The sequence below is a fragment of the Streptomyces sp. NPDC051218 genome, assembly GCF_044455475.1.
In the GTDB taxonomy this organism is placed as follows: Bacteria; Actinomycetota; Actinomycetes; order Streptomycetales; family Streptomycetaceae; genus Streptomyces.
Genome location: NZ_JBITEU010000001.1, coordinates 1,101,351 through 1,128,347, shown reverse-complemented (window position 1 = coordinate 1,128,347; position 26,997 = coordinate 1,101,351). Strand labels below are relative to the sequence as shown.

Annotated in this window: 21 protein-coding genes and 1 pseudogene; 12 read left to right on the top strand and 10 right to left on the bottom strand. The window is 71.7% G+C overall.

The genetic code is table 11. The features are described from left to right. Nucleotide 1: 1 nt before the first annotated feature. Both ACIBCK_RS05060 and ACIBCK_RS05055 read left to right on the top strand, forming a co-directional pair. The gene (locus tag ACIBCK_RS05060; RefSeq protein ID WP_399386781.1) at nucleotides 2-862 is read left to right on the top strand and encodes an acyl-CoA thioesterase; all 861 of its coding nucleotides are present in this window, start codon (nucleotides 2-4) and stop codon (nucleotides 860-862) included. 20 nt (nucleotides 863-882) lie between these two features. Further along, nucleotides 883-1,860 (top strand): cation diffusion facilitator family transporter, encoded by a 978-nt coding sequence (locus ACIBCK_RS05055; protein WP_399386779.1) that lies wholly within the window; start codon nucleotides 883-885, stop codon nucleotides 1,858-1,860. A gap of 1 nt (nucleotide 1,861) precedes the next feature. Here ACIBCK_RS05055 and ACIBCK_RS05050 read toward each other — a convergent pair whose 3' ends face one another. Together ACIBCK_RS05050 and ACIBCK_RS05045 are read right to left on the bottom strand one after the other, a co-directional pair. Beyond that, a complete protein-coding gene (locus ACIBCK_RS05050) occupies nucleotides 1,862-2,650 on the bottom strand; it encodes a phosphatase (RefSeq protein WP_399386777.1) in 789 nt (262 codons plus the stop codon). 153 nt (nucleotides 2,651-2,803) lie between these two features. Then, complete coding sequence (locus tag ACIBCK_RS05045; protein WP_399386775.1) at nucleotides 2,804-4,333, bottom strand: PucR family transcriptional regulator; 1,530 nt, start codon at nucleotides 4,331-4,333, stop codon at nucleotides 2,804-2,806. Nucleotides 4,334-4,501: 168 nt separating this feature from the next. On the opposite strand from ACIBCK_RS05045, the gene ACIBCK_RS05040 reads away from it, so the two are divergent. The 3 genes from ACIBCK_RS05040 (at nucleotide 4,502) to ACIBCK_RS05030 (ending at nucleotide 8,740) form a co-directional block, all read left to right on the top strand. Continuing rightward, nucleotides 4,502-5,971 carry a sodium:solute symporter gene (locus ACIBCK_RS05040; protein WP_399386773.1) on the top strand — a complete coding sequence of 490 codons (1,470 nt, stop codon included), beginning with the start codon at nucleotides 4,502-4,504 and terminating at the stop codon, nucleotides 5,969-5,971. Nucleotides 5,972-6,059: 88 nt separating this feature from the next. After that, nucleotides 6,060-7,058 (top strand): agmatinase, encoded by a 999-nt coding sequence (gene speB / locus ACIBCK_RS05035; RefSeq protein WP_160505152.1) that lies wholly within the window; start codon nucleotides 6,060-6,062, stop codon nucleotides 7,056-7,058. Further along, nucleotides 7,055-8,740 (top strand): thiamine pyrophosphate-binding protein, encoded by a 1,686-nt coding sequence (locus ACIBCK_RS05030; protein ID WP_399386771.1) that lies wholly within the window; start codon nucleotides 7,055-7,057, stop codon nucleotides 8,738-8,740. The genes speB and ACIBCK_RS05030 overlap by 4 nt, the downstream gene beginning before the upstream one ends. Nucleotides 8,741-8,761: 21 nt before the next feature. Here ACIBCK_RS05030 and ACIBCK_RS05025 read toward each other — a convergent pair whose 3' ends face one another. Together ACIBCK_RS05025 and ACIBCK_RS05020 are read right to left on the bottom strand one after the other, a co-directional pair. Continuing rightward, a complete protein-coding gene (locus ACIBCK_RS05025; protein ID WP_399386769.1) occupies nucleotides 8,762-9,073 on the bottom strand; it encodes a hypothetical protein in 312 nt (103 codons plus the stop codon). After that, nucleotides 9,070-9,258 carry a hypothetical protein gene (locus ACIBCK_RS05020; RefSeq protein WP_399386768.1) on the bottom strand — a complete coding sequence of 63 codons (189 nt, stop codon included), beginning with the start codon at nucleotides 9,256-9,258 and terminating at the stop codon, nucleotides 9,070-9,072. Before ACIBCK_RS05020 ends, ACIBCK_RS05025 begins: the two co-directional genes overlap by 4 nt. 166 nt (nucleotides 9,259-9,424) lie before the next feature. Between ACIBCK_RS05020 and ACIBCK_RS05015 the strand changes: the two genes are divergently transcribed. The 3 genes from ACIBCK_RS05015 (at nucleotide 9,425) to ACIBCK_RS05005 (ending at nucleotide 15,236) form a co-directional block, all read left to right on the top strand. Next, nucleotides 9,425-13,186 carry an ABC transporter ATP-binding protein gene (locus ACIBCK_RS05015; protein ID WP_399386767.1) on the top strand — a complete coding sequence of 1,254 codons (3,762 nt, stop codon included), beginning with the start codon at nucleotides 9,425-9,427 and terminating at the stop codon, nucleotides 13,184-13,186. A gap of 96 nt (nucleotides 13,187-13,282) precedes the next feature. Continuing rightward, nucleotides 13,283-13,678 carry a hypothetical protein gene (locus ACIBCK_RS05010; RefSeq protein WP_399386766.1) on the top strand — a complete coding sequence of 132 codons (396 nt, stop codon included), beginning with the start codon at nucleotides 13,283-13,285 and terminating at the stop codon, nucleotides 13,676-13,678. Between the two features lie 139 nt (nucleotides 13,679-13,817). Continuing rightward, nucleotides 13,818-15,236 (top strand): S28 family serine protease, encoded by a 1,419-nt coding sequence (locus ACIBCK_RS05005; protein ID WP_399386764.1) that lies wholly within the window; start codon nucleotides 13,818-13,820, stop codon nucleotides 15,234-15,236. A gap of 178 nt (nucleotides 15,237-15,414) precedes the next feature. Here the strand turns inward: ACIBCK_RS05005 and ACIBCK_RS05000 are convergent, their stop codons facing one another. The 3 genes from ACIBCK_RS05000 to ACIBCK_RS04990 form a co-directional block, all read right to left on the bottom strand. Then, nucleotides 15,415-16,035, bottom strand: a complete 621-nt coding sequence (locus ACIBCK_RS05000) for a hypothetical protein (RefSeq protein WP_399386762.1) — start codon at nucleotides 16,033-16,035, stop codon at nucleotides 15,415-15,417. Between the two features lie 113 nt (nucleotides 16,036-16,148). Continuing rightward, nucleotides 16,149-17,987: a glycoside hydrolase family 3 protein gene (locus tag ACIBCK_RS04995; RefSeq protein WP_399386761.1), complete on the bottom strand. Its 1,839-nt coding sequence runs from the start codon at nucleotides 17,985-17,987 to the stop codon at nucleotides 16,149-16,151. Nucleotides 17,988-18,403: 416 nt separating this feature from the next. Then, the gene (locus ACIBCK_RS04990) at nucleotides 18,404-19,324 is read right to left on the bottom strand and encodes a LysR family transcriptional regulator (protein WP_399386760.1); all 921 of its coding nucleotides are present in this window, start codon (nucleotides 19,322-19,324) and stop codon (nucleotides 18,404-18,406) included. Between the two features lie 123 nt (nucleotides 19,325-19,447). Here ACIBCK_RS04990 and ACIBCK_RS04985 point away from each other — a divergent pair. Next, nucleotides 19,448-20,338, top strand: a pseudogene (locus ACIBCK_RS04985) (EamA family transporter); the annotation flags it as partial. A 283-nt stretch (nucleotides 20,339-20,621) separates the two neighbouring features. On the opposite strand, the gene ACIBCK_RS04980 reads toward ACIBCK_RS04985, so the two are convergent. The 3 genes from ACIBCK_RS04980 to ACIBCK_RS04970 all read right to left on the bottom strand — a co-directional run bounded on the left by ACIBCK_RS04980 (nucleotide 20,622) and on the right by ACIBCK_RS04970 (nucleotide 23,642). Continuing rightward, the gene (locus tag ACIBCK_RS04980) at nucleotides 20,622-21,425 is read right to left on the bottom strand and encodes a sugar phosphate isomerase/epimerase family protein (RefSeq protein WP_399386758.1); all 804 of its coding nucleotides are present in this window, start codon (nucleotides 21,423-21,425) and stop codon (nucleotides 20,622-20,624) included. After that, the gene (locus ACIBCK_RS04975) at nucleotides 21,422-22,381 is read right to left on the bottom strand and encodes a GNAT family N-acetyltransferase (protein WP_399386756.1); all 960 of its coding nucleotides are present in this window, start codon (nucleotides 22,379-22,381) and stop codon (nucleotides 21,422-21,424) included. The genes ACIBCK_RS04980 and ACIBCK_RS04975 overlap by 4 nt, the downstream gene beginning before the upstream one ends. A 175-nt stretch (nucleotides 22,382-22,556) precedes the next feature. After that, the gene (locus ACIBCK_RS04970; protein ID WP_399386755.1) at nucleotides 22,557-23,642 is read right to left on the bottom strand and encodes a LacI family DNA-binding transcriptional regulator; all 1,086 of its coding nucleotides are present in this window, start codon (nucleotides 23,640-23,642) and stop codon (nucleotides 22,557-22,559) included. A gap of 122 nt (nucleotides 23,643-23,764) precedes the next feature. Between ACIBCK_RS04970 and ACIBCK_RS04965 the strand changes: the two genes are divergently transcribed. From ACIBCK_RS04965 to ACIBCK_RS04955, 3 genes are read left to right on the top strand one after another with little or no spacing between them, the layout of a single operon-like run. Continuing rightward, nucleotides 23,765-24,931 (top strand): Gfo/Idh/MocA family protein, encoded by a 1,167-nt coding sequence (locus ACIBCK_RS04965; protein WP_399386753.1) that lies wholly within the window; start codon nucleotides 23,765-23,767, stop codon nucleotides 24,929-24,931. Next, nucleotides 24,928-26,088: a dihydrodipicolinate synthase family protein gene (locus ACIBCK_RS04960; RefSeq protein WP_399386752.1), complete on the top strand. Its 1,161-nt coding sequence runs from the start codon at nucleotides 24,928-24,930 to the stop codon at nucleotides 26,086-26,088. The genes ACIBCK_RS04965 and ACIBCK_RS04960 overlap by 4 nt, the downstream gene beginning before the upstream one ends. Continuing rightward, on the top strand, nucleotides 26,085-26,939 hold the full coding sequence (locus tag ACIBCK_RS04955) for a sugar phosphate isomerase/epimerase family protein (protein WP_399386750.1): 855 nt from the start codon (nucleotides 26,085-26,087) through the stop codon (nucleotides 26,937-26,939). Before ACIBCK_RS04960 ends, ACIBCK_RS04955 begins: the two co-directional genes overlap by 4 nt. Nucleotides 26,940-26,997 lie beyond the last annotated feature (58 nt).

Sequence of the window (26,997 nt, the reverse complement as noted above, 5' to 3'; positions counted from 1 at the left end):
CATGAACCAGGCACTTGAGTCCCTCCTCGATCTGCTCGACCTGGAGCAGATCGAGGAGGACATATTCCGGGGCGTGAGCCGCTCGGCGCTCGTCCCGCGCGTCTTCGGCGGCCAGGTGGCCGCCCAGGCGCTGGTTGCGGCGGGACGCACCGTCCCCGCCGACCGGCCCGCCCACTCCCTGCACGCGTACTTCCTGCGCGCGGGGGACCCGGGCGCGCCGATCGTCTACACCGTCGACCGGATCCGCGACGGACGCTCCTTCACCACGCGCCGGGTCGTCGCCGTCCAGCACGGGCAGCCGATATTCCACCTCTCCGCGTCCTTCCAGACGTACGAGGAGGGCCTGGAGCACCAGACGGGCATGCCGTCCGCCCCCGACCCGGAGACGCTGCCGACCGCCGCCGAGATGCTGCCGCGTCATCTGCCGGCGCACGTCGCCGAGCGCCTGATCGAGGCCCGCGCGGCCGTCGATCTGCGCTACGTGGACGCACCGCCCTGGGCCACGGTCGGGCAGCCGCGCGAACCGCGCTCCCAGGTGTGGTTCCGTACGAACGGCAAGCTCGCCGACCACCCTCTGCTGCATGTCTGCCTCGCCACGTACGTCTCCGACATGACGCTGCTCGACTCGGTGCTGCTCGCGCACGGCAGGGGCGGCTGGGCGGTCGGTGACGTCGTCGGTGCCTCGCTCGACCACGCGATGTGGTTCCACCGCCCCTTCAGGGCCGACGAATGGCTCCTGTACGACCAGGAGTCGCCCTCGGCGTCCGGCGGGCGCGGCCTCGGCCAGGCGCGGATCTGGACGCAGGACGGGCAGCTCGCGGTAACGGTCATCCAGGAGGGCGTCGTTCGCGTTCCTCGCTGATCGGACATACCGTCCGATACATGAGTGAGCAACCGTCAGAGGACGGCGGCGAGAACGGCGAGAGCACCTTCACCGTCATCGTCGCCGCCGTCGCCAACCTCGGGATCGCCGTAGCCAAGGCCGTCGCCGGTGTCATCAGCGGTTCGAGCGCGATGCTCTCCGAAGCGGCCCACTCGCTGGCCGACACCGTCACCGAGGTGCTGCTCCTCACCGCCCTGAAGCGCAGCGAGAAGCCCGCCGACGACGACCACCCGCTGGGGTACGGCCCCGAGCGCTACATCTGGGCGATGCTCGCGGCCGTCGCCACCTTCGTCGGCGGTGCCGTCTTCTCGATCTACGACGGCGTCCACACCCTGGTGGCCGGCGAGGAACTCGGCGACCCGCTCATCTCGTACATCGTGCTCGCGATCGCCTTCCTCCTGGAGGGCTACTCACTGCGCACCGGCGTCAAACAGGCCCGCGGTGAGGCGGCGCGCTTCGGGGCGTCCTTCGGGCGCTATCTGCGCCACACGCCCGACACCGCGGTGAAGGCCGTCGTCCTGGAGGACTCCGCCGCCCTGGCCGGGCTCGTGCTCGCCGCGGGCGGACTGCTCGGCGGGCAGCTCACCGGCTCCGGCGTGTGGGACGGCGTGGCCTCGCTCTGCATCGGCGCGCTCCTCCTGTACGTCGCCTGGGTGCTCGGCCGCAGCAACGCGCAGCTCCTCATCGGGCGACCGCTGCCGAAGCCGATGCGGGAGGAGATCCGCGAGGTGCTCCTCGCCTCCGAGCACATCGAGGCTGTACTCGAACTGACGACGCTGCTCCAGGGGCCGCGCGAGGCGCTGGTCGCCGCCAAGGTCGACTTCCGTGACGCCTCCACGGCGGCGCAGATCGAGTGGGCCTGCGAACAGGCCGAACGGCGGCTGCGCGAGCGCTTTCCCGGCGTACGACGGGTCTATCTGGACCCGACGCCGGGGTTCTCCCAGCGGCGCGAGGAAGGGCTCAACCCGTGGCCGTGACTCAGGCCTCCGGCGTGAGACCGGCCGCGTCCAGCAGGTAGGCCGTCATGGGGTCGTAGTGCCGCGGGCTCGTGACGTGGTCGTCCAGCGGGACCGTCACCTGGACGGTGCCCTCGGCCTCGCCGATGAACAGCGCCGGGTCGTTGCAGTCCGCGTACCCGACGGAGTCGATGCCGCGCTGGCCCGCCCGTCCTGCCCAGCCGTGGTCGGCGACGACCAGGTCGGGCAGCGGGCGCCCCTCGCGCTCCAGGCCGTCCAGGATCGCGTTCATCGGCTCGGGGGAGTGCGTGTGCCACAGCGTCGCGCCGCGCTCCAGCATCGCCACGTCCGCGAACTGGAAGACCATGCCCTCGTCGGCGGTGAGGCCCTCGGGGATGACGACGATCTCGCAGCCCGCCGCGCGCAGGGCTGCCGCCGTCGCGCGGTGCACGTCGAGCAGGCCCCCGGGGTGGCCGGTGGCGAAAAGGACCCTCTCCTTGCCGGCCGCGGCCTTACGGAGGCGCGCCGCCATCCGCTCCAGGGCGTCGACCGTCAGCTCCGGGTCGATGGTGTCCTGCCCGTGCCGGAACTCGGCGTCGTCGATCACACCGCACCGCTCGGCCATCACCGCGAGGACGTCCTGCTCGTCGGTCCAGCGGTTGCCGAGTTCCAGACCGAGCCAGTAGTGGCGGTCGCCGTTCGCGAGCTTCCGGTAGTGGCTGAGGTTGTTCTCGCGCGGCGTGGCGACATCGCCCGCGATGCGGGAGCGTACGAGGTGATCGATGAGCGCGGCACGGCTGGGTATCGGCATGGGTCCTATTGTGCCGTCGCTCGGGCCGCGAGGCCGGGGCGTTTCGAAGCCTGGGCCTGTGAGGTGCGCTATGCGCGTGGGCGGGTTCGCTCTTTGGCCACGGGTCCGTCGTGGCTGGGCGCGCAGTTCCCCGCGCCCCTGACGGGGCGCTCCTCAGCTGTTCCGCCCCAGCGCGAACCACAGCTCCATGCGGATATCGGGGTCATCCAGGTCCGCCCCCAGGAGCGTCGCGCACCGCGTGACGCGTTGGCGGACCGTGTTGCGGTGCACCCCGAGCGCCGTGGCCGTGCGGTCCCAACTGCCGTGCAGGGAGAGCCAGGTGCGCAAGGTCTCCGTGAGCGCCTCGCTGCCGCCGAGCGGGGCGAGCAGCACGCGCGCGTGGGCCGCGGCCTCCGCGGGCGCCACCAGAGCCGCGATGCCCGCCTCACGGTGCCGGACGAGCGGCGCCCGGGTGGCCTCGGCGCGGCGCAGGGCGCGGTCGGCCTGGGCGTCGGCGGCCGGCAGGTCACCGGTGGCGGCGGGGGCGGAGGCGCCGAGGGCCCAGCCCGGCTGACCGGCGAGATCGCGGTCGGCGGGGAGAAGGAGCCGTACGAGGTCCTGCCCGGCGTCCGCGTCGACCAGGCCGCTGCCCAGCGCGGCGGCCAGCGCGGAGGCGGCGACGGAGTGCGCCACCGGGTCGTTGCCGGCCTCCCCGCGCGCGTGCACCACGGTCCACTCCTCGGCCCCCAGAAGAGGCGCGACATCGCCCACCGCCGAGCCGAGCAGCAGCCGTACGAGCGCCGCGGACCGTACGGAGTCGGCGGCGCCCTGGTGCTTTCCGGTGAGGAGGGAGAGCAGCACGACGGCCACCCCGGTGATGGTGTGATCCCCCGGTTCACGCTGCTCGGCGGCGACCCCGAGCGCGAACCCCTGCCCGCCGCCGAGCGCGTACGCGGCGAGGTGGGCGCCGCCCACGGAGTCGGTGGCGGAGGCGGGGGCGGGCCCTGGGCGCCCCGACGGACGCACGACTTCGGAGAGGTCACGCACCGCCTGCCGGGCCCCCGCCGCCGGAGCCGTCCCCGCCGTGTGGAGCACCGCGCCGTCCGGAGCGTAGAGCGCCGCCCAGCCGCCCAGCCGCGCCGCCAGCTGGCGAAGCACCGCGGGCACCGGGTCGGGGCGCGCCGCGGCCGTGGCGAGGCCCTGCTGCGCCTCCGTCACGCGCCGCAGCTCCGCGTGCCTGGTCTCGGCCACCAGCTGCCACACCGCGCGGGCGACGCCGCTGAACGTGGTGCGCGGCGGCACCTCAAGGAGCGGCAGGCCGTAGCGGTCGCAGGCCGTCACCAGGGCGCGCGGCACCGTGTCGTGCACGGGCGCGACGCCGAAGCCGAGGGCCGCGCCGCCCGCCTCGACGATCCGCGCCACGTAGTCGTCGAGGTAACCGCCCGCGCCCACCGGGTCGGTGAGGTGCACGCCCGCCGTCAACAGCAGCTCGCCGCCCAGGAGATACGGGTACGGGTCCGCCATCTCCGAGGTGTGCACCCACTGGACGGCGGCCCCGCTCTCCCCGGCGTCCGGCCCCGCGACCTGGCGCAGGCCCAGGTCCTCCCGGGCCAGGAGCGCGGTCAGGGGGACGGGAGGCGTCGGGGGAGCCGGGGAGGGGGCTGACGGGGCGAGGGGGTCCGGCACGGTGGATGTTCCATCCATATCGATCACGGGGAGTGGATGAAACGTACACTTCAGCGTTGCTTTCCGGCCACCTAAGGTCGTGCCGACCCCAGGCCGCGGGTACGGGCGGATGTCCCCGCGGCCGGTTGCCACCCCCCCCACTCCCATCTGCACGACACGCCACCGAGGTGCGCGAAGGAGGGCCCTATGGCCGTCGACTACACAGTGATCGTCGTCTATCTCGCCGGCATGCTCGCCATGGGCTGGTGGGGCATGCGCCGCGCCAAGTCCAAGAGCGAGTTCCTGGTCGCCGGACGCCGCCTCGGACCGTGGATGTACTCCGGGACCATGGCCGCCATCGTCCTCGGCGGCGCGTCCACCATCGGCGGCGTCGGCCTCGGCTACCAGTACGGGCTCTCCGGCGCCTGGATGGTCTTCACCATCGGCCTCGGCCTGCTCGCGCTGAGCGTCTTCTTCTCGGCGCGCATCGCCCGCCTGAAGGTCTACACCGTCTCCGAGATGCTCGACCTGCGCTACGGAGGGCGCGCGGGCGTCATCTCCGGAGTGGTCATGTGGGCGTACACCCTCATGCTCGCGGTCACCTCGACCATCGCGTACGCCACGATCTTCGACGTCCTGTTCGACATGAACCGCACGATCGCGATCATCCTCGGTGGCTCGATCGTCGTCGCGTACTCGACGCTCGGCGGCATGTGGTCCATCACGCTCACCGACATGGTGCAGTTCGTGGTGAAGACCATCGGCGTGCTGCTCCTGCTGCTGCCCATCGCGGTCGTCAAGGCCGGCGGCTTCAGCGAGATGAAGGCCAAGCTGCCCACCGAGTACTTCGACCCGCTGGGCGTCGGCGGCGAGACGATCTTCACCTACGTCCTGATCTACACGTTCGGCATGCTCATCGGGCAGGACATCTGGCAGCGCGTCTTCACCGCGCGCAGCGACAAGGTCGCCCGCTACGGCGGCACCGTCGCCGGTACGTACTGCCTCGTCTACGCGATCGCGGGCGCCGTCATCGGCACGGCGGCCAAGGTCATGTACCCGAAGCTGCCGAGCGCGGACGCGGCCTTCGCGACCATCGTCAAGGACGAACTGCCCATGGGCGTACGGGGTCTCGTGCTCGCCGCGGCGCTCGCCGCCGTGATGTCCACGTCCTCCGGAGCGCTCATCGCCTGTGCGACCGTCGCCAACAACGACATCTGGTCGCGGCTGCGGGGCGTCGTGAAGTCCGACGGAGCGGACGACGAGGCGCACGACGAGGTGAAGGGCAACCGCCTCTTCATCCTGATCATGGGCATCGCCGTCGTCTGCATCGCCATCGCCCTCAACGACGTGGTCCAGGCGCTCACCGTCGCCTACAACCTGCTCGTCGCCGGTCTTCTCGTGCCGATCCTCGGCGGGCTCCTGTGGAAGCGCGGCACGGCTCCCGGCGCCCTCGCGGCCGTCGCCGCCGGTGGGCTCTCGGTCATCGGGCTCATGTGGGGGTACGGAATCCTCGCCAACGAGCCGGTCTACTACGGCCTGTTGATCTCCCTGGCCGTGTACGTCGTCGTCTCCCTCGCCACGAAGCCGACCGACGCCGAGGTCCTCGCGGCCTGGCGCGAGCGGCTGGCGGGCCGGGGGTCAGAAGAAGCGGAACCGGAAACGCCGGTGGCCGTCTAGTTAAGCGCGCGCGGCCCGCTGTCAGTGGGCCGCGCGACACTTGTCCCAGCAGCACAGCATCACTCGTACCAGCAGGAGGAAACCGACCATGAGCAGCGCCGAGACCCCGACCCCCCGAGGCCCGGTCGACTCCTCCCGCATCCCCCGGTACGCGGGCCCGGCGACCTACGCCCGCCTGCCCCGCCTCGACGAGGTGGGCGGCAAGACGGACATAGCCGTGGTCGGCGTGCCCTTCGACACCGGCGTCTCGTACCGCCCCGGCGCCCGCTTCGGCGGCAACGCGATCCGTGAGGCCTCGCGCCTCCTGCGTCCGTACAACCCCGCGCAGGACGCCTCGCCCTTCGCGCTCGCCCAGGTCGCGGACGCGGGCGACATCGCCGCCAACCCGTTCAACATCAACGAGGCGGTCGAGACGATCGAGGCCGCCGCTGACGACCTCCTCGGCTCCGGCGCGCGCATGATGACGCTCGGCGGCGACCACACCATCGCCCTGCCGCTCCTTCGTTCGGTCGCCAAGAAGCACGGCCCGGTCGCCCTGCTGCACTTCGACGCGCACCTGGACACCTGGGACACGTACTTCGGCGCCGAGTACACCCACGGCACGCCGTTCCGCCGGGCCGTCGAGGAGGGCATCCTCGACACCGAGGCGCTCTCCCACGTCGGCACGCGCGGCCCGCTGTACGGCAAGCAGGACCTCACCGACGACGAGAAGATGGGCTTCGGCATCGTCACCTCGGCGGACATCTACCGCCGCGGCGCCGACGAGGTCGCCGACCAGCTGCGCCAGCGCATCGGCGACCGCCCGCTGTACATCTCCATCGACATCGACTGCCTGGACCCGGCCCACGCGCCCGGCACGGGCACCCCGGAGGCGGGCGGCATGACGTCGCGCGAGCTCCTGGAGATCCTGCGGGGGCTCTCCTCCTGCAACCTCGTATCGGCGGACGTCGTCGAGGTCGCCCCCGCCTACGACCACGCGGAGATCACGGCCGTCGCCGCATCGCACACCGCGTACGAGCTGACGACGATCATGTCCCGCCAGATCGCGGAGGCCCGCCGGACCACCGAGGGGAGCGCGGCCAAGTGACGCACGACCACGACGTAGTACTGCGGCCCACGGAGGCTCAGACGGAGGCGGCCCTGAACCCGCCTGCGGGGCGCAACGGCGGTGACCTCGTCGTGGAGACCCTCCAGGGCCTCGGCGCGACGACCGTCTTCGGCCTCCCCGGCCAGCACGCACTCGGCATGTTCGACGCCCTGCGGCGCTCCTCCCTGTCGTACGTGGGGCTGCGCGTCGAGAACAACACGGGCTTCGCGGCGGACGCGTACGGCCGGATCACCGGCGAGGTGGCCCCGCTGCTTCTCTCCACCGGGCCCGGGGCGCTGACCTCGCTCGCCGCGCTCCAGGAGGCGGCGGCCGGGTCCTCGCCCGTGCTCGCGATCGGCAGCCAGATCCCGGTGGCGGGACTCGGCGGCGGCCGGCACGGGTACCTCCACGAACTGCGTGACCAGCAGGCGTCGTTCAGGGACGTGGTCAAGTCCGTGCACACGGTGCGGACGGCCTCGCAGATCCCCTCCGCGATCGCGGCGGCCTGGGAGTCGGCGCTCACCGCCCCGCACGGCCCGGTGTGGGTGGAGATCCCGCAGGACGTGCTGCTCGCGCAGACGACCCTGCCCGTCGTCACGGCCATGGACGCGACCCCGGACGAGGTCGTCCCGCGCCCCGAGCTGACCGCGGTGGCGGCCGTCCTGCTGTCCCGGGCCGAGCGCCCGGCGATCATCGCGGGCGGCGGAGTCGTACGCTCCGACGCCTCCGGCAAGCTGCTCGCGCTCGCCGAGCTGGTGAACGCTCCCGTCGTCACGACCTTCGGCGGCAAGGGCGCGTTCCCCTGGGAGCACCCGCTGTCGCTCCAGTCGTGGCTGGAGGACCGGTACACCACGGACTTCCTGGAGGACGCGGACGTCCTCCTGGTGGTCGGCTCCGGCCTCGGTGAGCTCTCGTCGAACTACCACACGTTCAAGCCGCGCGGCCGGGTCATCCAGATCGAGGCGGACGCGGGGAAGCTGGAGTCCAACCACCCGGCGCTCGGCATCCACGCGGACGCGCGGCTCGCGCTGTCCGCGCTCCTGGAGACGATCGACACCCCCAGGGAGGACTCCACGGCCCCCGAGCGGGTGCGGACGGTCCTCTCCAAGGTCAAGGAGCGGATCGCCGCCCAGGAACTCACCCTGGAGCAGCAGGTCCTGGCGTCGGTGCGGGAAGCCCTGCCGGACGCCTCGCCGTCCTTCTGGGACATGACGATCCTCGCCTACTGGGCCTGGTCCGCCTTCGACGCGCGCCGTCCGAACACGATGCACTCGGCGCAGGGCGCGGGCGGTCTCGGTTACGGCTTCCCGGCCGCGCTGGGCGCGGCGGCGGCCGACCCCACGAAGCCGGTCCTCGCCGTATCGGGCGACGGCGGCGCGATGTACTCCCTCGCGGAACTGGCCTCCGCCAAGCAGCACGACCTGCCGGTCACCTGGCTGATCGTGGACGACGGGGGGTACGGCATCCTCCGGGAGTACATGTCCGACGCCTTCGGCGAACCCACGGCGACGGAACTCTCCCGCCCCGACTTCGTCGCCCTCGCGGAGTCCTTCGGGGTGCCGGGCGTCCGGACGACCCCGGAGAACCTTAAGGACGACCTGGCGAAGGCACTCGCGTCACCCGGCCCCTCGGTGGTGGTGCTCCCGGCAGTCCTGCGCATGTTCGAGCCGACGCACCTGTGACGTAGCGGGCAGGCGGAGTGGTCAGAGGTCGAGGACGGCGCGGAGCGCGTCGTCCACGACCGCCATCTGCTCCGGTGTCACGGCCCCGTGGCGGGTTCCCGTGTCGAATCGGGGCGCGGAGAGCTGGACGAGGTTGACCGCCACAGCGGAGGCGTCGACCGGATCGGTGAGGCGGACGCTCATGGCCGTGTCGGGATGGGCGGCGGGCGCGTGCAGCACCAGAGCCAGTACGGCGCCGTACGCGTCGGCGAGCCCGGTCAGGCTCACGATCAGGACCGTGCGGGTCCCCTTTCCCGTGTCGACGTCCCAGACCTCCCCCCGGGCGATCGTCACAGGGCGTCGCCCTCCCCATCGAGGTCGAGCGGCCGACCGAGCGCGGCGAGCTTGCGGGCCGCGTCCAGCGTCATCTGCCGGCGCACGGCCCGCACGATGTACGCGTTCAGGGAAGGCGCGTCGGCGGCGGCATCGCGCAGCGCCTCGTCCATGGAGTCGGGTATCCGCACGGTGACTACACTCATGCCACCAAATCTAACTACACCTCGCGACCCTGTCTACGCCCGGAAGCCCGGAAGCCCGGAAGCCCGGAGGTCCTAGGACCTCCGGCCCCTCTTTGTTGCGGCGGGATGAAATCCGCATCCCTCCGCGTTGGGCCTCTCGGCAGGTCAGGTCGACGGGAGGCATGTGGTGGCGCAGCAGCGGGGTGGGGTCGAGCAGGAGAAGGCCGGTGAGGCCGGGCCGGAGCAATCCGGCTGGGCGAGACGGCTGACCGGGTACGCGTGGCGGCATCCGAAGGACGTCGTGCTCGCGCTCGGCTCCTCGCTGGCCGGCATGGCCGTCATGGCGCTCGTCCCGCTCATCACCAAGGTGATCATCGACGACGTCATCGGGGACAAGTCGCGCGAGATGGGCCCCTGGGTCGGCGCCCTCATCGGCGCCGCCGTCCTCGTCTACGTCTTCACCTACATCCGCCGCTACTACGGCGGCCGTCTCGCCCTCGACGTCCAGCACGACCTGCGGACCGAGATGTACGGGACGATCACCGGGCTCGACGGACGGCGGCAGGACGAGCTGTCCACCGGTCAGGTCGTCGGACGCGCCACCAGCGACCTCCAGCTCATCCAGGGCCTGCTCTTCATGCTGCCGATGACCATCGGCAACATCCTCCTCTTCGTGATCTCCCTCGTGATCATGGCGTGGCTCTCCATCCCGCTCACCCTCGTGGCACTCGCCGTGGCCCCCGCCCTCTGGCTCATCGCCAAGCGCAGCCGGGGCCGCCTGCACCCCTCCACCTGGTACGCGCAGGCCCAGGCCGCCGCCGTCGCCGGCGTCGTGGACGGCTCCGTCTCCGGCGTACGCGTCGTGAAGGGGTTCGGCCAGGAGGACCAGGAGACGGGGAAGCTCAGGGAGGTCGGGCGCAAGCTCTTCGCGGGGCGCCTTCGCACCATCCGGCTGAACTCCAAGTACACGCCCGCCCTGCAGGCCGTGCCCGCGCTCGGGCAGGTCGCGATGCTCGCGCTCGGCGGCTGGCTCGCGGTGCGCGGGCAGATCACGCTCGGCACGTTCGTCGCCTTCTCCAGCTACCTCGCCCAGCTCGTCGGCCCCGTGCGCATGCTCGCCATGGTCCTCACCGTCGGCCAGCAGGCCCGCGCCGGCGCCGAGCGCGTCCTGGAGCTCATCGACACCGAGCCGACGCTGACGGACGGCACCAAGGAACTGCCCGCCGACGCCCCGGCCACCGTCGAGTTCGACGACGTCTCCTTCGCCTACGAGGACAGCCGCCCCGTCCTCGCCGGCCTCTCCTTCGAGATCAGGCCCGGCGAGACCCTCGCCGTCGTCGGCACGTCGGGCAGCGGCAAGTCCACCGTCGCGCTGCTGCTGCCCCGCTTCTACGACGTGACGCACGGCGCCGTCCTCGTCGGCGGCCACGACGTGCGCGAGCTGACCACCGACTCGCTGCGGGCCGCCATCGGCCTCGTGCCCGAGGACTCCTTCCTCTTCTCCGACACCATCCGCGCCAACATCGCGTACGGAAAGCCGGACGCCACCCAGGAGGAGATCGAGACCGCGGCCCGCGCCGCCCAGGCCGACCGCTTCATAGCGGAGCTGCCCGACGGCTACGACACCACCGTCGGCGAGCACGGCCTCACCCTCTCCGGCGGCCAGCGCCAGCGCGTCGCCCTCGCCCGCGCCATCCTCACCGACCCCCGCCTGCTCGTCCTCGACGACGCGACGTCCGCGGTGGACGCCCGGGTCGAGCACGAGATCCACGAAGCCCTGCGCGGCGTCATGGCCGGGCGGACCACCCTTCTCATCGCCCACCGGCGATCGACCCTCAACCTCGCCGACCGCATCGCCGTGCTCGACGGCGGACGCCTCGCCGCCATCGGCACGCACGAGGAGCTGACGGCCGACTCCCCGCTCTACCGGCGCCTGTTGACCGACCCGGACGAGCTCGGCGGCGTCTCGCCCGGCCGCACGGTCCCGGTCGAGATCCCCGAGGACACCTCCCTGCGCGACGAACTCGACGCGGAGTTCGACGCCGAGCGCGGCATCACCCCGCCACTCTGGGTCGGCGACCGGGAGCCGAAGGACACCGCGATGGCGGGGATGCCCGCCACGCCCGAACTCCTCGCGCAGGTCGACGCGTTGCCCCCGGCCAACGACACACCCCACGTCGACGAGGCGCGCGCGGTCACCCCGGAGGATTCGTACGGCCTGCGGCGTCTCCTCGCCGGATTCGGGAAGCCGCTGCTCCTCGCCCTGCTCCTGGTCGCGGTCGACGCGGGCATGGGCCTGCTCCTTCCCGTACTGATCCGGCACGGCATCGACGAAGGTGTCACGCAGCTCGCGCTCGGCGCCGTGTGGGCGGCCTCCGGACTGGCGCTGCTCGCCGTGCTCGCCCAGTGGGTGGCCCAGATCGGCGAGACGCGGATGACCGGACGGACCGGCGAGCGCGTGCTCTACTCGCTGCGCCTGAAGATCTTCGCGCAGCTCCAGCGGCTCGGACTCGACTACTACGAGCGGGAGTTGACCGGGCGCATCATGACCCGGATGACGACGGACGTGGACGCGCTCTCCACCTTCCTCCAGACGGGCCTGGTCACCGCCTTCGTCTCCGTCGTCACCTTCTTCGGCATCATGGTCGCGCTCGTCTTCATCGACGTGCAGCTCGCGCTCGTCGTCTTCGCGACCCTGCCGCCGCTGATCATCGGCACGGTCTTCTTCCGCCGCTCCAGCGTCAAGGCGTACGAGCTGGCGCGTGAGCGCGTCTCGGTGGTCAACGCCGACCTCCAGGAGTCCGTCGCGGGGCTCCGCATCGTGCAGGCCTTCCGGCGCGAGCGCTCCGGCGGCAAGAAGTTCGCGCAGGCCAGCGACGACTACCGCAGCGCCCGTATCCGCGGGCAGTGGCTGATCTCCATCTACTTCCCGTTCGTGCAGCTGCTCTCGGCGGTCGCCGCGGCGGCGGTCCTGATGGTCGGCGCGGGACGGGTGGAGGCGGGCACGCTGACGACCGGCGCCCTGGTCGCCTACCTCCTCTACATCGACCTGTTCTTCGCGCCCGTCCAGCAGCTCTCCCAGGTCTTCGACGGCTACCAGCAGGCCACCGTCTCGCTCGGCCGCATCCAGGAACTGCTCAGGGAGCCGACCTCCACCGAGGCCGCCGCCGAGCCGCTCGACGTCCTGTCCCTGCGCGGCGAGATCGCCTTCGAGGACGTGAACTTCGCGTACGGCACCGACGACGAGCCGGAGGAGGCGCTCAGCGACGTACGCCTGCGCATCCCCGCCGGCCAGACCGTCGCCTTCGTCGGCGAGACCGGCGCGGGCAAGTCGACCCTGGTCAAGCTCGTCGCCCGGTTCTACGACCCGACCGGCGGCCGGGTCACGGTGGACGGCACGGACCTGCGGTCCCTCGACCTGACCTCCTACCGCCACCGGCTCGGCGTCGTCCCGCAGGAGGCCTACCTCTTCGCGGGCACGGTGCGCGACGCGATCGCCTACGGGCGGCCCGACGCCACCGACGCCCAGGTGGAGGCCGCGGCCCGCGCGGTCGGCGCGCACGACATGATCGCCACCCTGGACGGCGGCTACCTCCACGAGGTCTCCGAGCGAGGCCGCAACCTCTCCGCGGGCCAGCGCCAACTGATCGCCCTGGCCCGCGCGGAGCTCGTCGACCCGGACATCCTGCTCCTGGACGAGGCGACCGCGGCCCTCGACCTGGCAACGGAGGCGCAGGTCAACCAGGCCACCGACCGCATCGCGGGCAAGCGCACCACGCTGGTCGTCGCCCACCGCCTCACCACGGCCGCCCGCGCGGACCGGGTGATCCTGATGGACCACGGCCGGGTCGCGGAGGACGGCACGCACGACGAGCTGCTCGCACTCGACGGGCGGTACGCGACGCTGTGGCGCACGTTCGTGGGGGAGACGGAGCCGACGGCAGCCTGACCCGGTGAACGAATCAGGGCGGGGGCGCAACCACGCGCCCTTCGGTCCGCGTCCGTACATCAGTACGCTGATGCGGATGTGTCGGGAGGGAAACCGGTGAGCAGTGGTCGAATACGGCGGAGCCTTGCGCTCGGCGCCGTCGTCCTTGCGGCTGCCGTCCTGCTCGGGGTCGCGGGCGCCGGTGCGGCGCAGGCGCAGGCATCGGCCGGGCGCTGCGCCGGGCACAAGGTGCGCACCCTCTCCTTCAGCACCGGCAAGGTCGTCATCTACAAGAGCCGCGGCTACGTCTGCGCCGTCACCCTCGCCAAGCGCCCCGGCGCCCGCAAGACGATGTCCGTCAGCGTCCAGGCCCGCGGCAACCGCCCGGCCAGGGACAAGGGCCGCTACACACATCACGCGGGCCCGGTGACGGTGCACGCGGGGCACCGGTGCGTGTGGGTGAAGGGTTCCGTGGGCGGCGGGAACACCAGCTCGGGCTGGATTCTGTGCTGACGGCTTACTGATCGCATGGTGCACGTTGTGTGCCCCTTTGTGACGTACTGAGTCCTGACGTGACGCAAGAGCCCCTAGTGGTGAGCGAGTTGCTCCGATAAGTTCCGGCGGACGCAATCGCGAACTTAGGGGAGAGTGCATGCGCAAGGCGCTCAGATGGCTGCTGTCGCTCGTCGTGCTGATAGGCATCGGCACCGCGGGCACAGTGAGTGCGGCAGGGGCGGCCACCGCCGCGAAGCCGCAGGCCACCGACATCAAGGACAGGCTCCTCGCGATACCGGGCATGAGCCTGATCGAGGAGAAGCCGTACACCGGCTACCGCTACTTCGTCCTCAACTACACCCAGCCGATTGACCACCGGCACCCCTCCAAGGGCACCTTCAAGCAGCGCCTGACGGTCCTGCACAAGGACACCACCCGCCCCACGGCCTTCTTCACCAGCGGCTACGGGGTCTCCACGACCCCCAGCCGCAGCGAGCCGACGCGGATCATCGACGGCAACCAGGTCTCCATGGAGTACCGCTTCTTCACGCCGTCCCGCCCCGAGCCGGCCGACTGGTCCAAGCTCGACATCTGGCAGGCCGCGAGCGACCAGCACCGCATCTTCAAGGCGCTGAAGCCCGTCTACGACAAGAAGTGGGTGGCGACCGGCGGCTCGAAGGGCGGCATGACCGCCACGTACTACGAGCGCTTCTACCCGCGTGACATGGACGGCGTCGTCGCGTACGTCGCCCCGAACGACGTGGTGAACAAGGAGGATTCGCGCTACGACGAGTTCTTCGAGACGGTCGGCACCAAGGAGTGCCGGGCCAAGCTGGAGGCCGTGCAGCGCGAGGCGCTCGTGCGCCGCGAGCCGCTGGAGAAGAAGTACGCGGAGTTCGCCGAGGCCGGCAACTACACCTTCAAGACCGTCGGCAACCTCGACAAGGCGTACGAGGCCGTTGTCCTCGACCTGGTGTGGGGCTTCTGGCAGTACCAGCCGGAGTCGGCGTGCGCGGACGTACCCGACGCGTCGTCCGCCTCGGACCAGGTGATCTTCGACTACGTCGACGCGGTGGGCGGCTGGACCTCCTACACGGACCAGGGCCTGACCCCGTACACGCCGTACTACTACCAGGCCGGTACGCAGCTGGGCTCGCCCGACATCTCGCAGCCCTGGCTCGGCGACCTGAGCCGTTACGGCTACCAGCCGCCGCGGAACTTCGTGCCGCGTGAGATCCCGATGAAGTTCCAGTCCGGTGTCATGAAGGACGTGGACCGCTGGGTGCGGCACAACGCGACGCGGATGCTGTACGTCTACGGCGAGAACGACCCGTGGGGCGCTGAGCCGTTCCGTCCCGCCAGGGGCGCGAAGCACGACTCCCACGTCTTCACCGCACCGGGCGCCAACCACGGCGCGAACGTGGCGGGCCTCGTCCCCGCGGAAAAGGCGAAGGCAACGGAACGAATCCAGGCCTGGGCCGGGGTCGCTACTGCGGCTTCCCCGAAGCCGCTGGCACCTTACGACGCGAAGCTTGACCGCAAGGACACGGACCGGGAGCTGAGTCTGCGGCCGTAGGGGCGATCCCTGCGGGGCATTCCCCAACCCCACCCCTTCCCGAAACTGGGGCTCCGCCCCAGACCCCGCTCCTCAAACGCCGGAGGGGCTGAGAATCAGCCCGTCCGGCGTTTGAGGACAAGGCCCCCGCGCCGAGCGGGTTTTCGGGAAGGGGCGGGGTTGGGGAAAGAAGAAACGCTCACACCCGCACCGCACACCCCACCGGCTTCCCACCCTCCAGTGACACATAGAGCTGAGTCGCCGCCGGACACGCGTCACGTGCAGGCGCCGCCGAAGTCACGCGGTACTCCGGAGCCTTCGCTCCTGACCCGTCACACGCCGTCTCCCGCACCTCACCCTCGCCCGCCTCATACACGCAGTCCCCGACAACAGTCCGAGGCCCACCCCCACCCCCGGGATCCCCGGGATGCGGCAACTCCAAGTTCCGCATGCAGGCGTAGCCCCGCGGCACGGCCCCGTTCCCGTCCTCGTCCACCGCGGGCCGGTTCTCGCTGATGTGGAGTACGAAGTCCGTGCGGGCGGGGCACGAAGGGCCTTCCGTGACCTTGCCGTCGTAGCGGGCGATGACCCGCGCCGCCGCCCGCTCACTGGTGCACGACACCTCCGTGAACGTCTCGCGCCCCCGCGAACTGCACTCCTCCACGGCGAGGAAGACAGCTCCGTATCCGGACGACGCCGACGGGGAAGGCTGCCGGTCCGGCGACTCCGAGCCCGGGTCCGACGACTTCTGGCAGCCGCTCACGCCCACGGACACCACCAGCAGCAACCCCGCATACCTCAGGCCAAGCATGACAAGCATGGCGAACCCCCCGATTTGTGCACCCAGCGTGGCCCGCGGTGGCGGGCGCACGCCAGGCGCGTGGGGTGCTTTGCGTCAGGTGGCGGTGGCGCGCGGGTGGCGCGGCGTACGGCTCAGTACGTAAGGCCGTGCCCGACCGGGTACAGCACCTGCCCCGGATCATCCGCACGCTGCACCGGCACGGGCAGCCGCCCCCGAGGCTCGGCGCGCCCCGCGATCACCCGTACCGCGGCGCGCAGTTCGACGTCCGTCCAGCAGTACGCGGCGAGCGAAGCGCCCACGCCCTGGAGCCGCGCCACGTCGTACGGATTGCGGATCGCCACCGCGACGACCGGAACTCCCGTCGCCACCAACGCTTCCACCAGGGCGATCTGGGCGCTCCCCGCCCCCACGTTGTACGTGCCCACGAGCACCGCGTCCTGACCGGCTGCCGCCGCCACCGCTTCGGCGGTCTTCGCGGCGGAGGGCGCCGTGCCCGTCGGCAGCACCGTCGGCGTGAAGCCGAGGTCCGTCAGCTCCCGCCCGATGACGGTCGTCGGCGGACCCGTCGTCCCCGACGGCGACGCCGGGTCCGCGCCCACGACGAGCACCTTGCGACGCGACTTCCGGGACAGCGGAAGCAGCCCGTCCTTGTTGAGCAGCAGCGTCGTCGTCTCCTCCGCGATCCGGTCGGCGGCGGCGAGATGCGCGCGCGTACCGACCGCCCGGTCGACGCCGCGCGAGGTGACGTACGGGTCGGAGAAGAGGTCCAGCTTCGCCTTGAGGCGCAGGACGCGAAGGATCGATTCGTCGAGCCGGGCCTCCGTCAGCTCGCCGTCCCGCACGGCCTGGAGCACCGCGTTCCAGGCGATCTCCGGCTTCGGCGGGTTCAGGAGCTGGTCGACGCCCGCATTCAGCGCGAGCACCGGCACGCGGTCGTCGCCGTACTTCGTGCGCACCCCCTGCATGCCGAGCGAGTCCGTCACCACGACCCCGTCGTAGCCGAGTTCCTCGCGCAGGATGCCGGTGAGGATGGGGCGGGAGAGCGTGGCCGGGTCCTCGGCGGGGTCGAGGGCGGGGACCACGATGTGCGCGGTCATGATCGAGTCGATGCCCGCTTCGACCGCCGCCCGGAACGGCGGCGCGTCCAGGGTCTCCCACTGCTCACGGGTGTGGTGGATGTACGGCAGCTTGGAGTGGCTGTCGTCCTTGGTGTCGCCGTGCCCGGGGAAGTGCTTGGACGTCGAGGCGATGTCCGTGCTCTGGTAGCCCGTGACCTGCGCGGCGACCAGTTCGGCGACCGCCTCGGGGTCGGAGCCGAAGGAGCGTACGGCGATGACGGGGTTGGCGGGGTTGACGTTCACGTCGGCGACCGGGGCGTAGTTCTGCCGGATGCCGAGCGCGCGCAGTTCGGTGCCCGCGATACGGGCCGCCTTGCGTGCGGTGGAGCGTGAGCCCGCGGCGCCCAGGGCCATCGCGCCGGGCAGGAGCGTGGCGGGGACGCCGACGCGGGCGACGGCTCCATGCTCCTGGTCGGTGGAGATGAGCAGCGGGATGCGGGCGGTGGGGGAGTCCTGCGGGGCCTGCGGCGTGAGGGCGGCGCGCTGGATGCCGTTCGAGAGGGCGGCGATCTGGTGCGGGTCACGGGTGTTGTGGGCCCAGCCGAAGTAAATGATGCCGCCGAGGTGGTACTTGGCGACCGCCTCCGCGGCGGTGCGCACGCCGAGCTCCTTGAGGTTGGCGTCGATGTCCGCCTGGTCGGGCTCGGTGGCGGAGTGGCCGTACACATGCATCACGAAGAGCTGGCCGACCTTCTCCTCCAGGCTCATGCGGGAGATGAGCTCCCGCAGCTTCCGGTCGCGACCGCGGTCACCGTCCCCGGCCGCGTGGGCGGCGGACGGCGCGGCCAGGGCCGTCGCCGCGACGGCCGTGGCGGTGAGCAGGGTGCGTCTGGAGGCGTTGCGGTGGGACATGTGAGCTCCTTCGGGGACGCCCTACGAGGACGGGAACCGGACCGGAGCCGGACTGGGGAAACCGGCTGAAGGAAACTTTCCGAGAGTCACGGATATCCCGAAGATTTCTGCCGGTCAAGAGAGTGGGCAGCGGGAGTCGCCGGTCGCTGTGAAGGAGAGGGGCCGTCACCGGCGCTGTTGAAGGGGGCGCACCGGTGACGGCATGCTGCAGGCCGCGGGCGGCAGAGAGGGTGGTCAGCGTTCGCAGCCAGCAGCGATGCCGACACCGCCGCGCGGAGACTCACCCGGCAGCACGCCAGTTGGACGGTGGTTGCTCCGCGCGGGTTCCCCGTAGGGGGCGTTTTCCGGAAAGTGGTGCGCAGGGGAATCCTGGGGTTCAGGAGGGCCGCATCGAGGGCGGGGCGGCTGCTTCGGAGTCAGGAGGCCTGCTTCTCGGGTGCCGCGCCGGGCCAGTGCCCCTGCAGCGTCCGCACCGTCTCGGCGATCGCGGGGCGCCGCGAGGCCCCGGCCCGCCACAGCGCGTAGAGCCGCCGCACCGGCAGCGGATCGAGCCGCACGGTGACCGCGCCGTCCGGGACCGGGCCGCGCCCGAGGCGGGGGATGAGCGCGATGCCGAGCCCCGCGGCGACCAGCGCGACCAGGGTGGGGTTCTCCTCCGCCGTGTGCGCGATGTCCGGCTCGCAGCCCGCCTCGCGCAGGGTGCGCACCAGCCACTCGTGGCAGACGAGCCCCGGCGGCTGCGTGATCCACCGCTCGCCCTTCAGCTCCTCGCGGCGTACGGCGTCACGGCCCGCGAGCCGGTGGCCCGCGGGCACGACGAGGTCGCAGAAGTCGTCCCCGATGACGGCCTGTTCGACGCCCGGAGGCGTGGGCAGCGGCGCGATGTCCCAGTCGTGCACGACCGCCATGTCCACCGCCCCCTTGGTCACGAGATCCACGGAGAGGTGCGGGTCGATCTCCGACATCCGGGCGTCGAGCGCCGGGTGCCGCCGGGCGAGATCCGCGAGGGCGGCCGGCATCAGACCACGCGCGGCCGAGGCGAACGCGGCGATGATCAGCCGCCCCGCGGGCAGCCCGCGCCGCTCTTCGAGCTCGGTCTCCGCACGCTCCACGATCGCCATCAACTCCTGCGCCGTGGAGGCGAGATGACGTGCCTCCTCGGTGAGCGCGACGCCTCTGCCCTGCCGTTCGAGGAGGGTGGTGCGGGTCTCGCGCTCCAGCTTGGCTATCTGCTGGGAGATGGCGGACGGGGTGTAGCCGAGCGCGGTGGCGGCGGCTCCGACGGTGCCGTGCACGGAGACGGCGTGCAGGGCGCGCAGCCGAGCGAGATCGAGCACGAGAAGCCCTCCCCAGTGGTCGGCGACGCCGGGTCGCGCCGCCCGATCCGTAAGCGTTGCTTCATCCCATCATGCAGAGATCCGCGCTGGTCCTGCATGGTCGGGGCGGGTGATCCTCGACGCATGCGACCCGCACATGTCCTTCTGGCCGTCCTCGTCGCCGCCGTTTGGGGCGTCAACTTCGTCGTCATCGAGGTGGGCCTCGACCACTTCCCGCCGCTGCTCTTCTCCGCCCTGCGCTTCTTGGTGGCGGCGCTGCCCGCGATCTTCTTCGTAGGGCCGCCGAAGGTCGCTTGGAAGTGGATCGTGGGGGTCGGACTCGTCCTGGGAGTAGCCAAGTTCGGTCTGCTGTTCATCGGCATGGACGCGGGGATGCCGGCGGGCATGTCCTCCCTGGTCCTCCAGATCCAGGCGGTCTTCACGGCGCTCTTCGCGTTCGTCGCCCTCGGCGAAAGGCCGGGTGGCGTACGCCTGTTGGGCATGATCATCGCCCTCGCCGGTATCGGCGTCGCGGCGGTCGACGAGGGGGACGCGGGCCCGCTCACGGCCTTCGCGCTGCTGATCGGCGCCGCGGCCTGCTGGGGCGCTTCGAACGTCCTGACCCGCAAGGCGTCCCCGCCCGACCCGCTGAACTTCATGGTGTGGGTCAGCACGGTCCCGGTCGTGCCGCTGCTCGGGCTCTCGCTGCTGTTCGAGGGCCCGCAGGCGGACCTCGACGCCCTGGGCTCACTGGACCGGCAGGGCGTCGGCATCATCGTCTACGTCGCGTGGATCACGACGGTCTTCGGCTTCGGCGCCTGGGGCCACCTGCTCCGCCGCCACCCCGCGTCGACCGTCGCCCCCTTCTCGCTCCTGGTCCCGGTGTTCGGGATGTCCGCCGCGGGGCTCGTCCTGGACGAGTCGGTGAGCACCCTGGGGTGGTGCGCGGCGGCGCTCCTGGTCGGCGGGGTGGGCCTGACGTCCCTGGCGGGCGTCAGGCGGGGCGGGTCGGGAGGTGAGACGGACGGCGTAGGGCTTGGTGGGTCGGGAGGCGAGACCGGCGGCGTCGGGCTTGGTGGGTCGGGAGTTGAGGCTGACGGCGTCGGGCGTGGCGGGTCGGGAGGTGAGACCGACGGCGTCAGGCGTGGCAGGTCGGGAGGTGAGACCGACGGCGTCAGGCGTGGCAGGTCGGGAGGCGAGGCCGACGGCGCCAGGCGTGGCAGGTCGGGAGGCGAGGCCGACGGCGTCAGGCGGGGCGGTCCAGGAGTCAAGGCTGACGGCGTCGGGCGGGGCGGTTCAGGAGCCGAGGGTGACGCCGTCAGGCGGGGCGGTTCAGGAGTCGGGACAGGAAGTCCCGCCCCGGGCCCAGGAGTTCGGGAAGCGGGGCCGCGTCCTCGTACCACCGCTTCTCGTACTCCCAGCACAGCCAGCCGTCCCGGTGCTCCCCGCTGAGCAGCACGTCCACGCACTCGGCGAGCGGCAGGACGCCCTCGCCGAGGCCGAGCGGCGTCGTGTCGTCGGCCGACGCGATGTCCTTGACCTGTACGTAGCCGAGGTACGGGGAGAGCGCCGCGTGGCTCTCCGCCGGGGACTCACCGCCGAGCCAGGTGTGCATCACGTCCCACAGGGCGCCCGCGTACCGGTGGCCCACCGCGCCGAGCACGCGGGTCGCCGCGGCTCCCGTGCGGTGCGAGTCGTGGGTCTCCAGGAGGATGCGTACGCCGAAGTCCGCGGCGAACTCGGCTGCCGTGCCGAGCCGTCGGGCGGCCGTCGCGTCGGCCTCGTCCGCGCTCTGCTCGGTGCCGCCACCGGGGAAGACGCGGATGAAGGGGGCGCCCAGGTCGCGGGCGAGGGTGAGCAGGGCACGTATGTCGTCGAGGACGGGCTCGTCGTCGCCGGGCTCGGCCACGCGCGCGTACCCGGCGATACCGAGGATCTCGACGCCCGCGGTCTTGAACTGGGCGGCCACATCAGCCCGTTCGGTGAGGCCGATCCCCGGGTGGACCGGCTCCTCGGGGTGCGCGCGCAGCTCGACGCCCTGATAGCCGTGCGTGGTGGCCAGGTTCAGCACGTCGGCGAGGGGGAGCCCCGGCACGCCGAGGGTGGAGAAGGCGAGTTTCATGACGCAGACCCTAGGTGCAGTTGCCAGTCCTGCCCCAGCAGGTCCACGCCGAACGAGCGGTGCGGTTTCTCGTCGACGAGGACGAAGCCGTGCCGCTGGTAGATGGCGCGGGCGGCGCCGAGGATGTCGTTGGTCCACAGGACCATCTCGCGGTAACCGACGCCGCGTGCGAACTCCACGCAGGAACGTACGAGTTGATCGCCGATCCCATGCCCCCGGGCGTCCGGCTCGACGAGCAGGAGCCGCAGCCGAGCGGTCCCGGGCGCCTCGTCGCGCACGCACATCACGGACCCCACGGGCCGCCCGTCGAGCTCGGCGATCCACACCCGCTCCAGGTGCGGATCGTGATCCTCCGCGAAGTCGGCGACGATGCGGGCGACCAGGCCCTCGTAGTCGATGTTGAACCCGTACTCCGCCGCGTACAGGGCGGCGTTGCGCTGCACGATCCACCCGAGATCCCCGGGTCCGGGCTCCCGCAGCACCACCTCCGGGACCCGAGCGCCCTTGCCCGCCCTGCTGCCCTCCAGGATCTCCCGCACGGTGCGCATGGCCGCCGCGAGCCGGGTGCGCTCGCCGGGCGCCACGGCCGAGAGCAGCGACCCGACCGATTCGTTCGACCGCTCGTCCAGGAGCGCGGCGGCCTCCCGCCCCCGGGCGGTGAGCGTGATGCTCTGACGCCGGGGATCCCGCGCGGAGGGAGCCCGCTCGACGAGCCCGGCCTTCTCGAACTTACCGAGCAGCCGACTCAAGTACCCGGCATCAAGCGTCAGTTCGGCCCGCAGGTCGGCCGCGTCGGTGCGCGGCGCGTGGGCGAGCTCGTAGAGGACGCGGGACTCGGTGAGGGTGTACGGGACGTACGTGTGCCGGCTGTAGTCGAGGGCGCCGATGAGGTTCGTGTAGAAGCGGTTGAAGGCGCGGATGTCACGAATGGGCGTGTCGGGGTCGGCATGCGGCATGGAATCACTCCGAGGCCATCGAAAGGGGCCACCTTTGACTGAGTCAACGGTACGCCGCCCCGCACATGACCGCCACGCCTCGCGGGGGCCGAACCCCGCTCAGCCCAGCTCCCCGGCCTTCGGAAAGCCGCCGGTGGTGATGGTGATGTCGCGTCCCTGGAGGGGCAGGTGAGGCTCACCGACACGGCGGCGCCGTGGACCCCCGCACCATCAGCTCCGCCCCGATCGTCGCCACGCCCCCGGGCGGGGCCTCCTCCGCGCCTGTGGCCAGGCGGCCCGCGCGGGCGCCTGCCTCGTACAGCGGGAGTCGTACGGTCGTCAGGGCGGGGACGGCGTCGATCGAGAAGGGGAGGTCGTCGAAGCCCGCCACCGAGATGTCATCGGGGATGCGCAGACCGCGCTCGCGCAGGGCGGCGGACGCGCCCAGGGCGACCGTGTCGTTGGCGGCCACGATGGCGGTCAAGTCTGGTGCGCGGCGCAGGAGTTCGAGGGTGGCCTCGTAGCCGGAGCGGCGGGTGTAGGGGCCGTGGACGGTCAGCTCGTCCTGGTCGGCGTCGTCAGTGTGGTCGGAGTTGCCGGGGTTGCCGGTGCCGAAGGCCTTGATGGCCTCCCGGTGGCCTTCGAGCCGGTGCCGGGTCGTCGTGCGCTCCATCGGGCCCGCCACGTAACCGATCCTGCGGTGCCCCAGCGTCAGCAGATGCTCCGTGAGCCGCCGTCCGCCGCTGCGGTTGTCGAAGGTGAGCGTGGCCACCGCCGCGTCCGAGTCCTCCAGCGGCGGGCGTCCGCAGAGCACGATCCGGGTGCCCGCGTCCGCCAGGCGTGCCAGCTTCGCGGACATCGCGGCGGCATGCGCGGGGTCCTCAAGGGCGCCGCCGGTCAGGACGACCGCGGCGGCGCGCTGGCGCTGGAGCAGGGTCAGATAGGTCAGCTCGCGCTCCGGGGAGCCGCCCGTGTTGCAGACCACGGCCATCCGCTCGCCCCCGGCACGCCCGCCGGGACCACCGATCTCCGACTGGACCGCGCCCGCCATGATCCCGAAGAAGGGGTCGGCGATGTCGTTCACGAGGATGCCGACCAGGTCGGACGTGGCTGCGGCGAGCGAGCTCGCGGGCCCGTTCAGTACGTAGTCGAGGTCGTCCACGGCCCGCAGGACACGCTCCCGGGTGGCCGCGGCCACGGGGTAGTTGCCGTTCAGTACGCGGGAGACGGTAGCGGGGGAGACCTGGGCGCGGGCCGCCACGTCGGCCAGGGTCACGGTCATCTCGTCGTCCTCCGGTCACGGCTCTGGTCCGAAGCCCTTGTCCGAACCTTGTGCGGCAGGCTAGCTTCTTCTCGTGTAGAAAGCGCTTGCTATACGCTTACCTGCGTACGGAGGGACTCCCTGTGACTCGCAAGACGGTGCGCATCGCCATGAACGGTGTGACGGGACGGATGGGCTACCGCCAGCACCTCGTCCGCTCCCTGCTCGCCCTGCGCGAGCAGGGCGGACTCCCCCTCGGTGACACCGACAACACGGTGCTGTGGCCCGAGCCGGTCCTCGTGGGCCGCAGGGAGCACGCCCTGCGGGAGATCGCGGAGCGCCACGGACTCGACCCCGAGACCCACGTCTCGACCGACCTGGACGCGGTCCTCGCGGACCCCACCATCGACATCTACTTCGACGCGCAGGTCACGTCCGCGCGCGAGGAAGCCATCAAGCGGGCCATCGCCGCCGGCAAGCACGTCTACACCGAGAAGCCGTCCGCGACAGGCCTCGCGGGCGCCCTCGAACTGGCCCGCCTCGCCACGTCCGCCGGCATCAAGCACGGCGTGGTCCAGGACAAGCTCTTTCTACCGGGACTGCTCAAACTGAAGCGCCTGATCGACGGCGGCTTCTTCGGCCAGATCCTGTCCATCCGCGGCGAGTTCGGCTACTGGGTCTTCGAGGGCGACTGGCAGAGCGCCCAACGCCCCTCCTGGAACTACCGCGCGGAGGACGGCGGCGGCATCGTCGTCGACATGTTCCCGCACTGGGAGTACGTCCTGCACGAGCTGTTCGGCCGCGTACGCAGCGTCCAGGCGCTGGCGGCCACGCACGTACCGCAGCGCTGGGACGAGCGGGACAAGCCCTACGACGCGACGGCGGACGACGCGGCGTACGGCATCTTCGAGCTCGAAGGCGGCGCGATCGCGCAGATCAACTCCTCCTGGACGGTCCGCGTGAACCGCGACGAGCTGGTCGAGTTCCAGGTGGACGGCACGGAGGGCTCGGCGGTCGCGGGCCTGCGCAACTGCCGCGTACAGCACCGCAGCAGCACCCCCAAGCCCGTCTGGAACCCCGACCTGCCCGTCACGCACTCCTTCCGCGACCAATGGCAGGAGGTCCCCGACAACCAGGAGTTCGACAACGGCTTCAAGGCGCAGTGGGAGCTCTTCCTGAAGCACGTGTACGCGGACGCGCCCTACCACTGGGACCTGCACGCGGGCGCACGCGGCGTGCAGCTCGCCGAACTGGGCCTGAAGTCCTCGGCGGAGGGCCGCCGCGTCGAGGTACCGGAGATCGCCCAGTGACGCTCCTGCTCCCGCGCGACGACGGCACCACGCGCCCGTACGAGCCCTGTCCGGCGCCCTCGCAGGCGCCGCCCGGCAGCGGCGCACCTCTCACCTCCCGAACGGTCTTCTCGGCGGCGCACGTGGTGGCGGACCCCCGCGCCGACGTGTCCCCGGACTCCCCGGCGGCCGTTGACTGGGACGCGACCCTCGCCTTCCGCCGCCATCTGTGGGCGCAGGGCCTGGGGGTGGCAGAGGCGATGGACACGGCGCAGCGCGGCATGGGCCTGGACTGGACGGGCGCGGCGGAGCTGATCAGGCGTTCCGCGGCGGAGGCGAAGTCGGCGGGCGGTGCGATCGCCTGCGGCGCGGGAACGGACCAACTCACCGCTTCCGCCGACCTGCTGACGGTCCGCGCGGCCTACGAGGAGCAGCTGGCCCTGGTCGAGGAGAGCGGCGCCCAGGTGATCCTGATGGCTTCGAGGGCGCTCGCCGCCGTCGCCACGTCGCCGGACGACTATCTGGAGACGTACGGCCACCTCCTGCGCCAGGCGAGCGAGCCGGTGATCCTGCACTGGCTCGGCCCGATGTTCGACCCGGCGCTCACCGGCTACTGGGGGAGCGAGGACCTGGACGAGGCCACGGAGACGTTCCTCGATGTCATCTCCGCGCACCCCGACAAGGTCGACGGCATCAAGATCAGCCTCCTCGACCCCGGCCGCGAGATCGCCCTGCGCCGCCGCCTCCCGGACGGCGTCCGCTGCTACACGGGCGACGACTTCAACTACCCCGAACTGATCGCGGGCGACGAGCAGGGCTTCAGCCACGCCCTGCTCGGCATCTTCGACCCGCTGGCTCCGCTGGCGGCGGAGGCGGTGCGCGCGCTGGACATGGGCGACACCAAGACATTCCACGCCCGCCTCGACCCCACAGTCGAACTGTCCCGCCACCTCTTCCAGCCTCCCACCCGCTTCTACAAGACGGGCGTGGTGTTCCTGGCCTGGCTGGCAGGCCACCAAAGCCACTTCACGATGGTGGGCGGCCTCCAGTCGGCACGGTCGCTGCCGCACCTGTGCCACGCCTACGAACTGGCGGACGGCCTTGGCCTGTTCCCGGACCCGCTCCTGGCGGAGTCCCGCATGAAGTCCCTACTGGCCACGTACGGAGTAGACCAATGAGCGAGTCCGAGTCCCTGGCGCGCTTCTCCGTCAACCAGATGACGGTCAAGCAACTGTCGCTGCCGGAACTGGTGTCGGCGTGCACGGACCTGGGGGTCCCCGGGGTCGGCCTCTGGCGTGAGCCGGTCCAGTCGTACGGCCTGGAACGGACCGCCAAGCTGGTGCGCGACGCGGGTCTTACGGTCACCACGCTCTGCCGGGGCGGTTTCCTCACGGCGATCGAGCCGCACGCGCGCGTGCGGGCCATCGACGACAACAGGGCGGCGATCGACGAGGCGGCGACGCTGGGTACGGACACGCTGGTCCTGGTCTCCGGCGGCCTGCCCGCCGGCAGCAAGGACCTGCACGGGGCGCGCTCGCGCATCGCCGAAGCGCTGGCGGAACTCGCCCCGTACGCGGCGTCCCGCGGGGTCCGCCTCGCCATCGAGCCCCTCCACCCCATGTTCGCGTCGGACCGCTGCGTGGTCTCCACGCTGGCCCAGGCGCTGGACCTGGCGGAACGCTTTCCGGCTTCGCAGGTGGGGGTCTGCGTCGACACGTACCACGTGTGGTGGGACGACAGGGCGCCCGCGCAGATCGACCGCGCGGGGCGCGGTGGCCGCCTCCACGCGTTCCAGTTGGCGGACTGGGTGACGCCGCTGCCGGAGGGAGTCCTGAACGGGCGCGGGCAGCTGGGGGAGGGTTCGGTCGACCTGCGGTCGTGGCGGGCGTTGGTGGAGGGGGCGGGTTACGGGGGCCCGATCGAGGTGGAGCTCTTCAACGAGGGGCTGTGGTCGAGGGACGGCCAGGGGGTCCTGTCGGAAACGGTACGGGGTTACTTGCGCCACGCGTTGCCTGGCGGGGCGCCCTAACCTTCACCCCCCGCATCCTCCGCTGCCCGAACAACCCTCTCCCACCCACCCACCCGAT

Excerpts from the sequence above, each read along its gene's own strand:
- ACIBCK_RS05060 (WP_399386781.1), top strand. The coding sequence starts at position 2 with ATGAACCAGGCACTTGAGTCCCTCCTCGATCTGCTCGACCTGGAGCAG.
- ACIBCK_RS05055 (WP_399386779.1), top strand. The coding sequence starts at position 883 with ATGAGTGAGCAACCGTCAGAGGACGGCGGCGAGAACGGCGAGAGCACC.
- ACIBCK_RS05050 (WP_399386777.1), bottom strand. The coding sequence starts at position 2,650 with ATGCCGATACCCAGCCGTGCCGCGCTCATCGATCACCTCGTACGCTCC.
- ACIBCK_RS05045 (WP_399386775.1), bottom strand. The coding sequence starts at position 4,333 with ATGGATGGAACATCCACCGTGCCGGACCCCCTCGCCCCGTCAGCCCCC.
- ACIBCK_RS05040 (WP_399386773.1), top strand. The coding sequence starts at position 4,502 with ATGGCCGTCGACTACACAGTGATCGTCGTCTATCTCGCCGGCATGCTC.
- speB (WP_160505152.1), top strand. The coding sequence starts at position 6,060 with ATGAGCAGCGCCGAGACCCCGACCCCCCGAGGCCCGGTCGACTCCTCC.
- ACIBCK_RS05020 (WP_399386768.1), bottom strand. The coding sequence starts at position 9,258 with ATGAGTGTAGTCACCGTGCGGATACCCGACTCCATGGACGAGGCGCTG.
- ACIBCK_RS05005 (WP_399386764.1), top strand. The coding sequence starts at position 13,818 with ATGCGCAAGGCGCTCAGATGGCTGCTGTCGCTCGTCGTGCTGATAGGC.
- ACIBCK_RS05000 (WP_399386762.1), bottom strand. The coding sequence starts at position 16,035 with ATGCTTGTCATGCTTGGCCTGAGGTATGCGGGGTTGCTGCTGGTGGTG.
- ACIBCK_RS04995 (WP_399386761.1), bottom strand. The coding sequence starts at position 17,987 with ATGTCCCACCGCAACGCCTCCAGACGCACCCTGCTCACCGCCACGGCC.
- ACIBCK_RS04980 (WP_399386758.1), bottom strand. The coding sequence starts at position 21,425 with ATGAAACTCGCCTTCTCCACCCTCGGCGTGCCGGGGCTCCCCCTCGCC.
- ACIBCK_RS04975 (WP_399386756.1), bottom strand. The coding sequence starts at position 22,381 with ATGCCGCATGCCGACCCCGACACGCCCATTCGTGACATCCGCGCCTTC.
- ACIBCK_RS04970 (WP_399386755.1), bottom strand. The coding sequence starts at position 23,642 with ATGACCGTGACCCTGGCCGACGTGGCGGCCCGCGCCCAGGTCTCCCCC.
- ACIBCK_RS04955 (WP_399386750.1), top strand. The coding sequence starts at position 26,085 with ATGAGCGAGTCCGAGTCCCTGGCGCGCTTCTCCGTCAACCAGATGACG.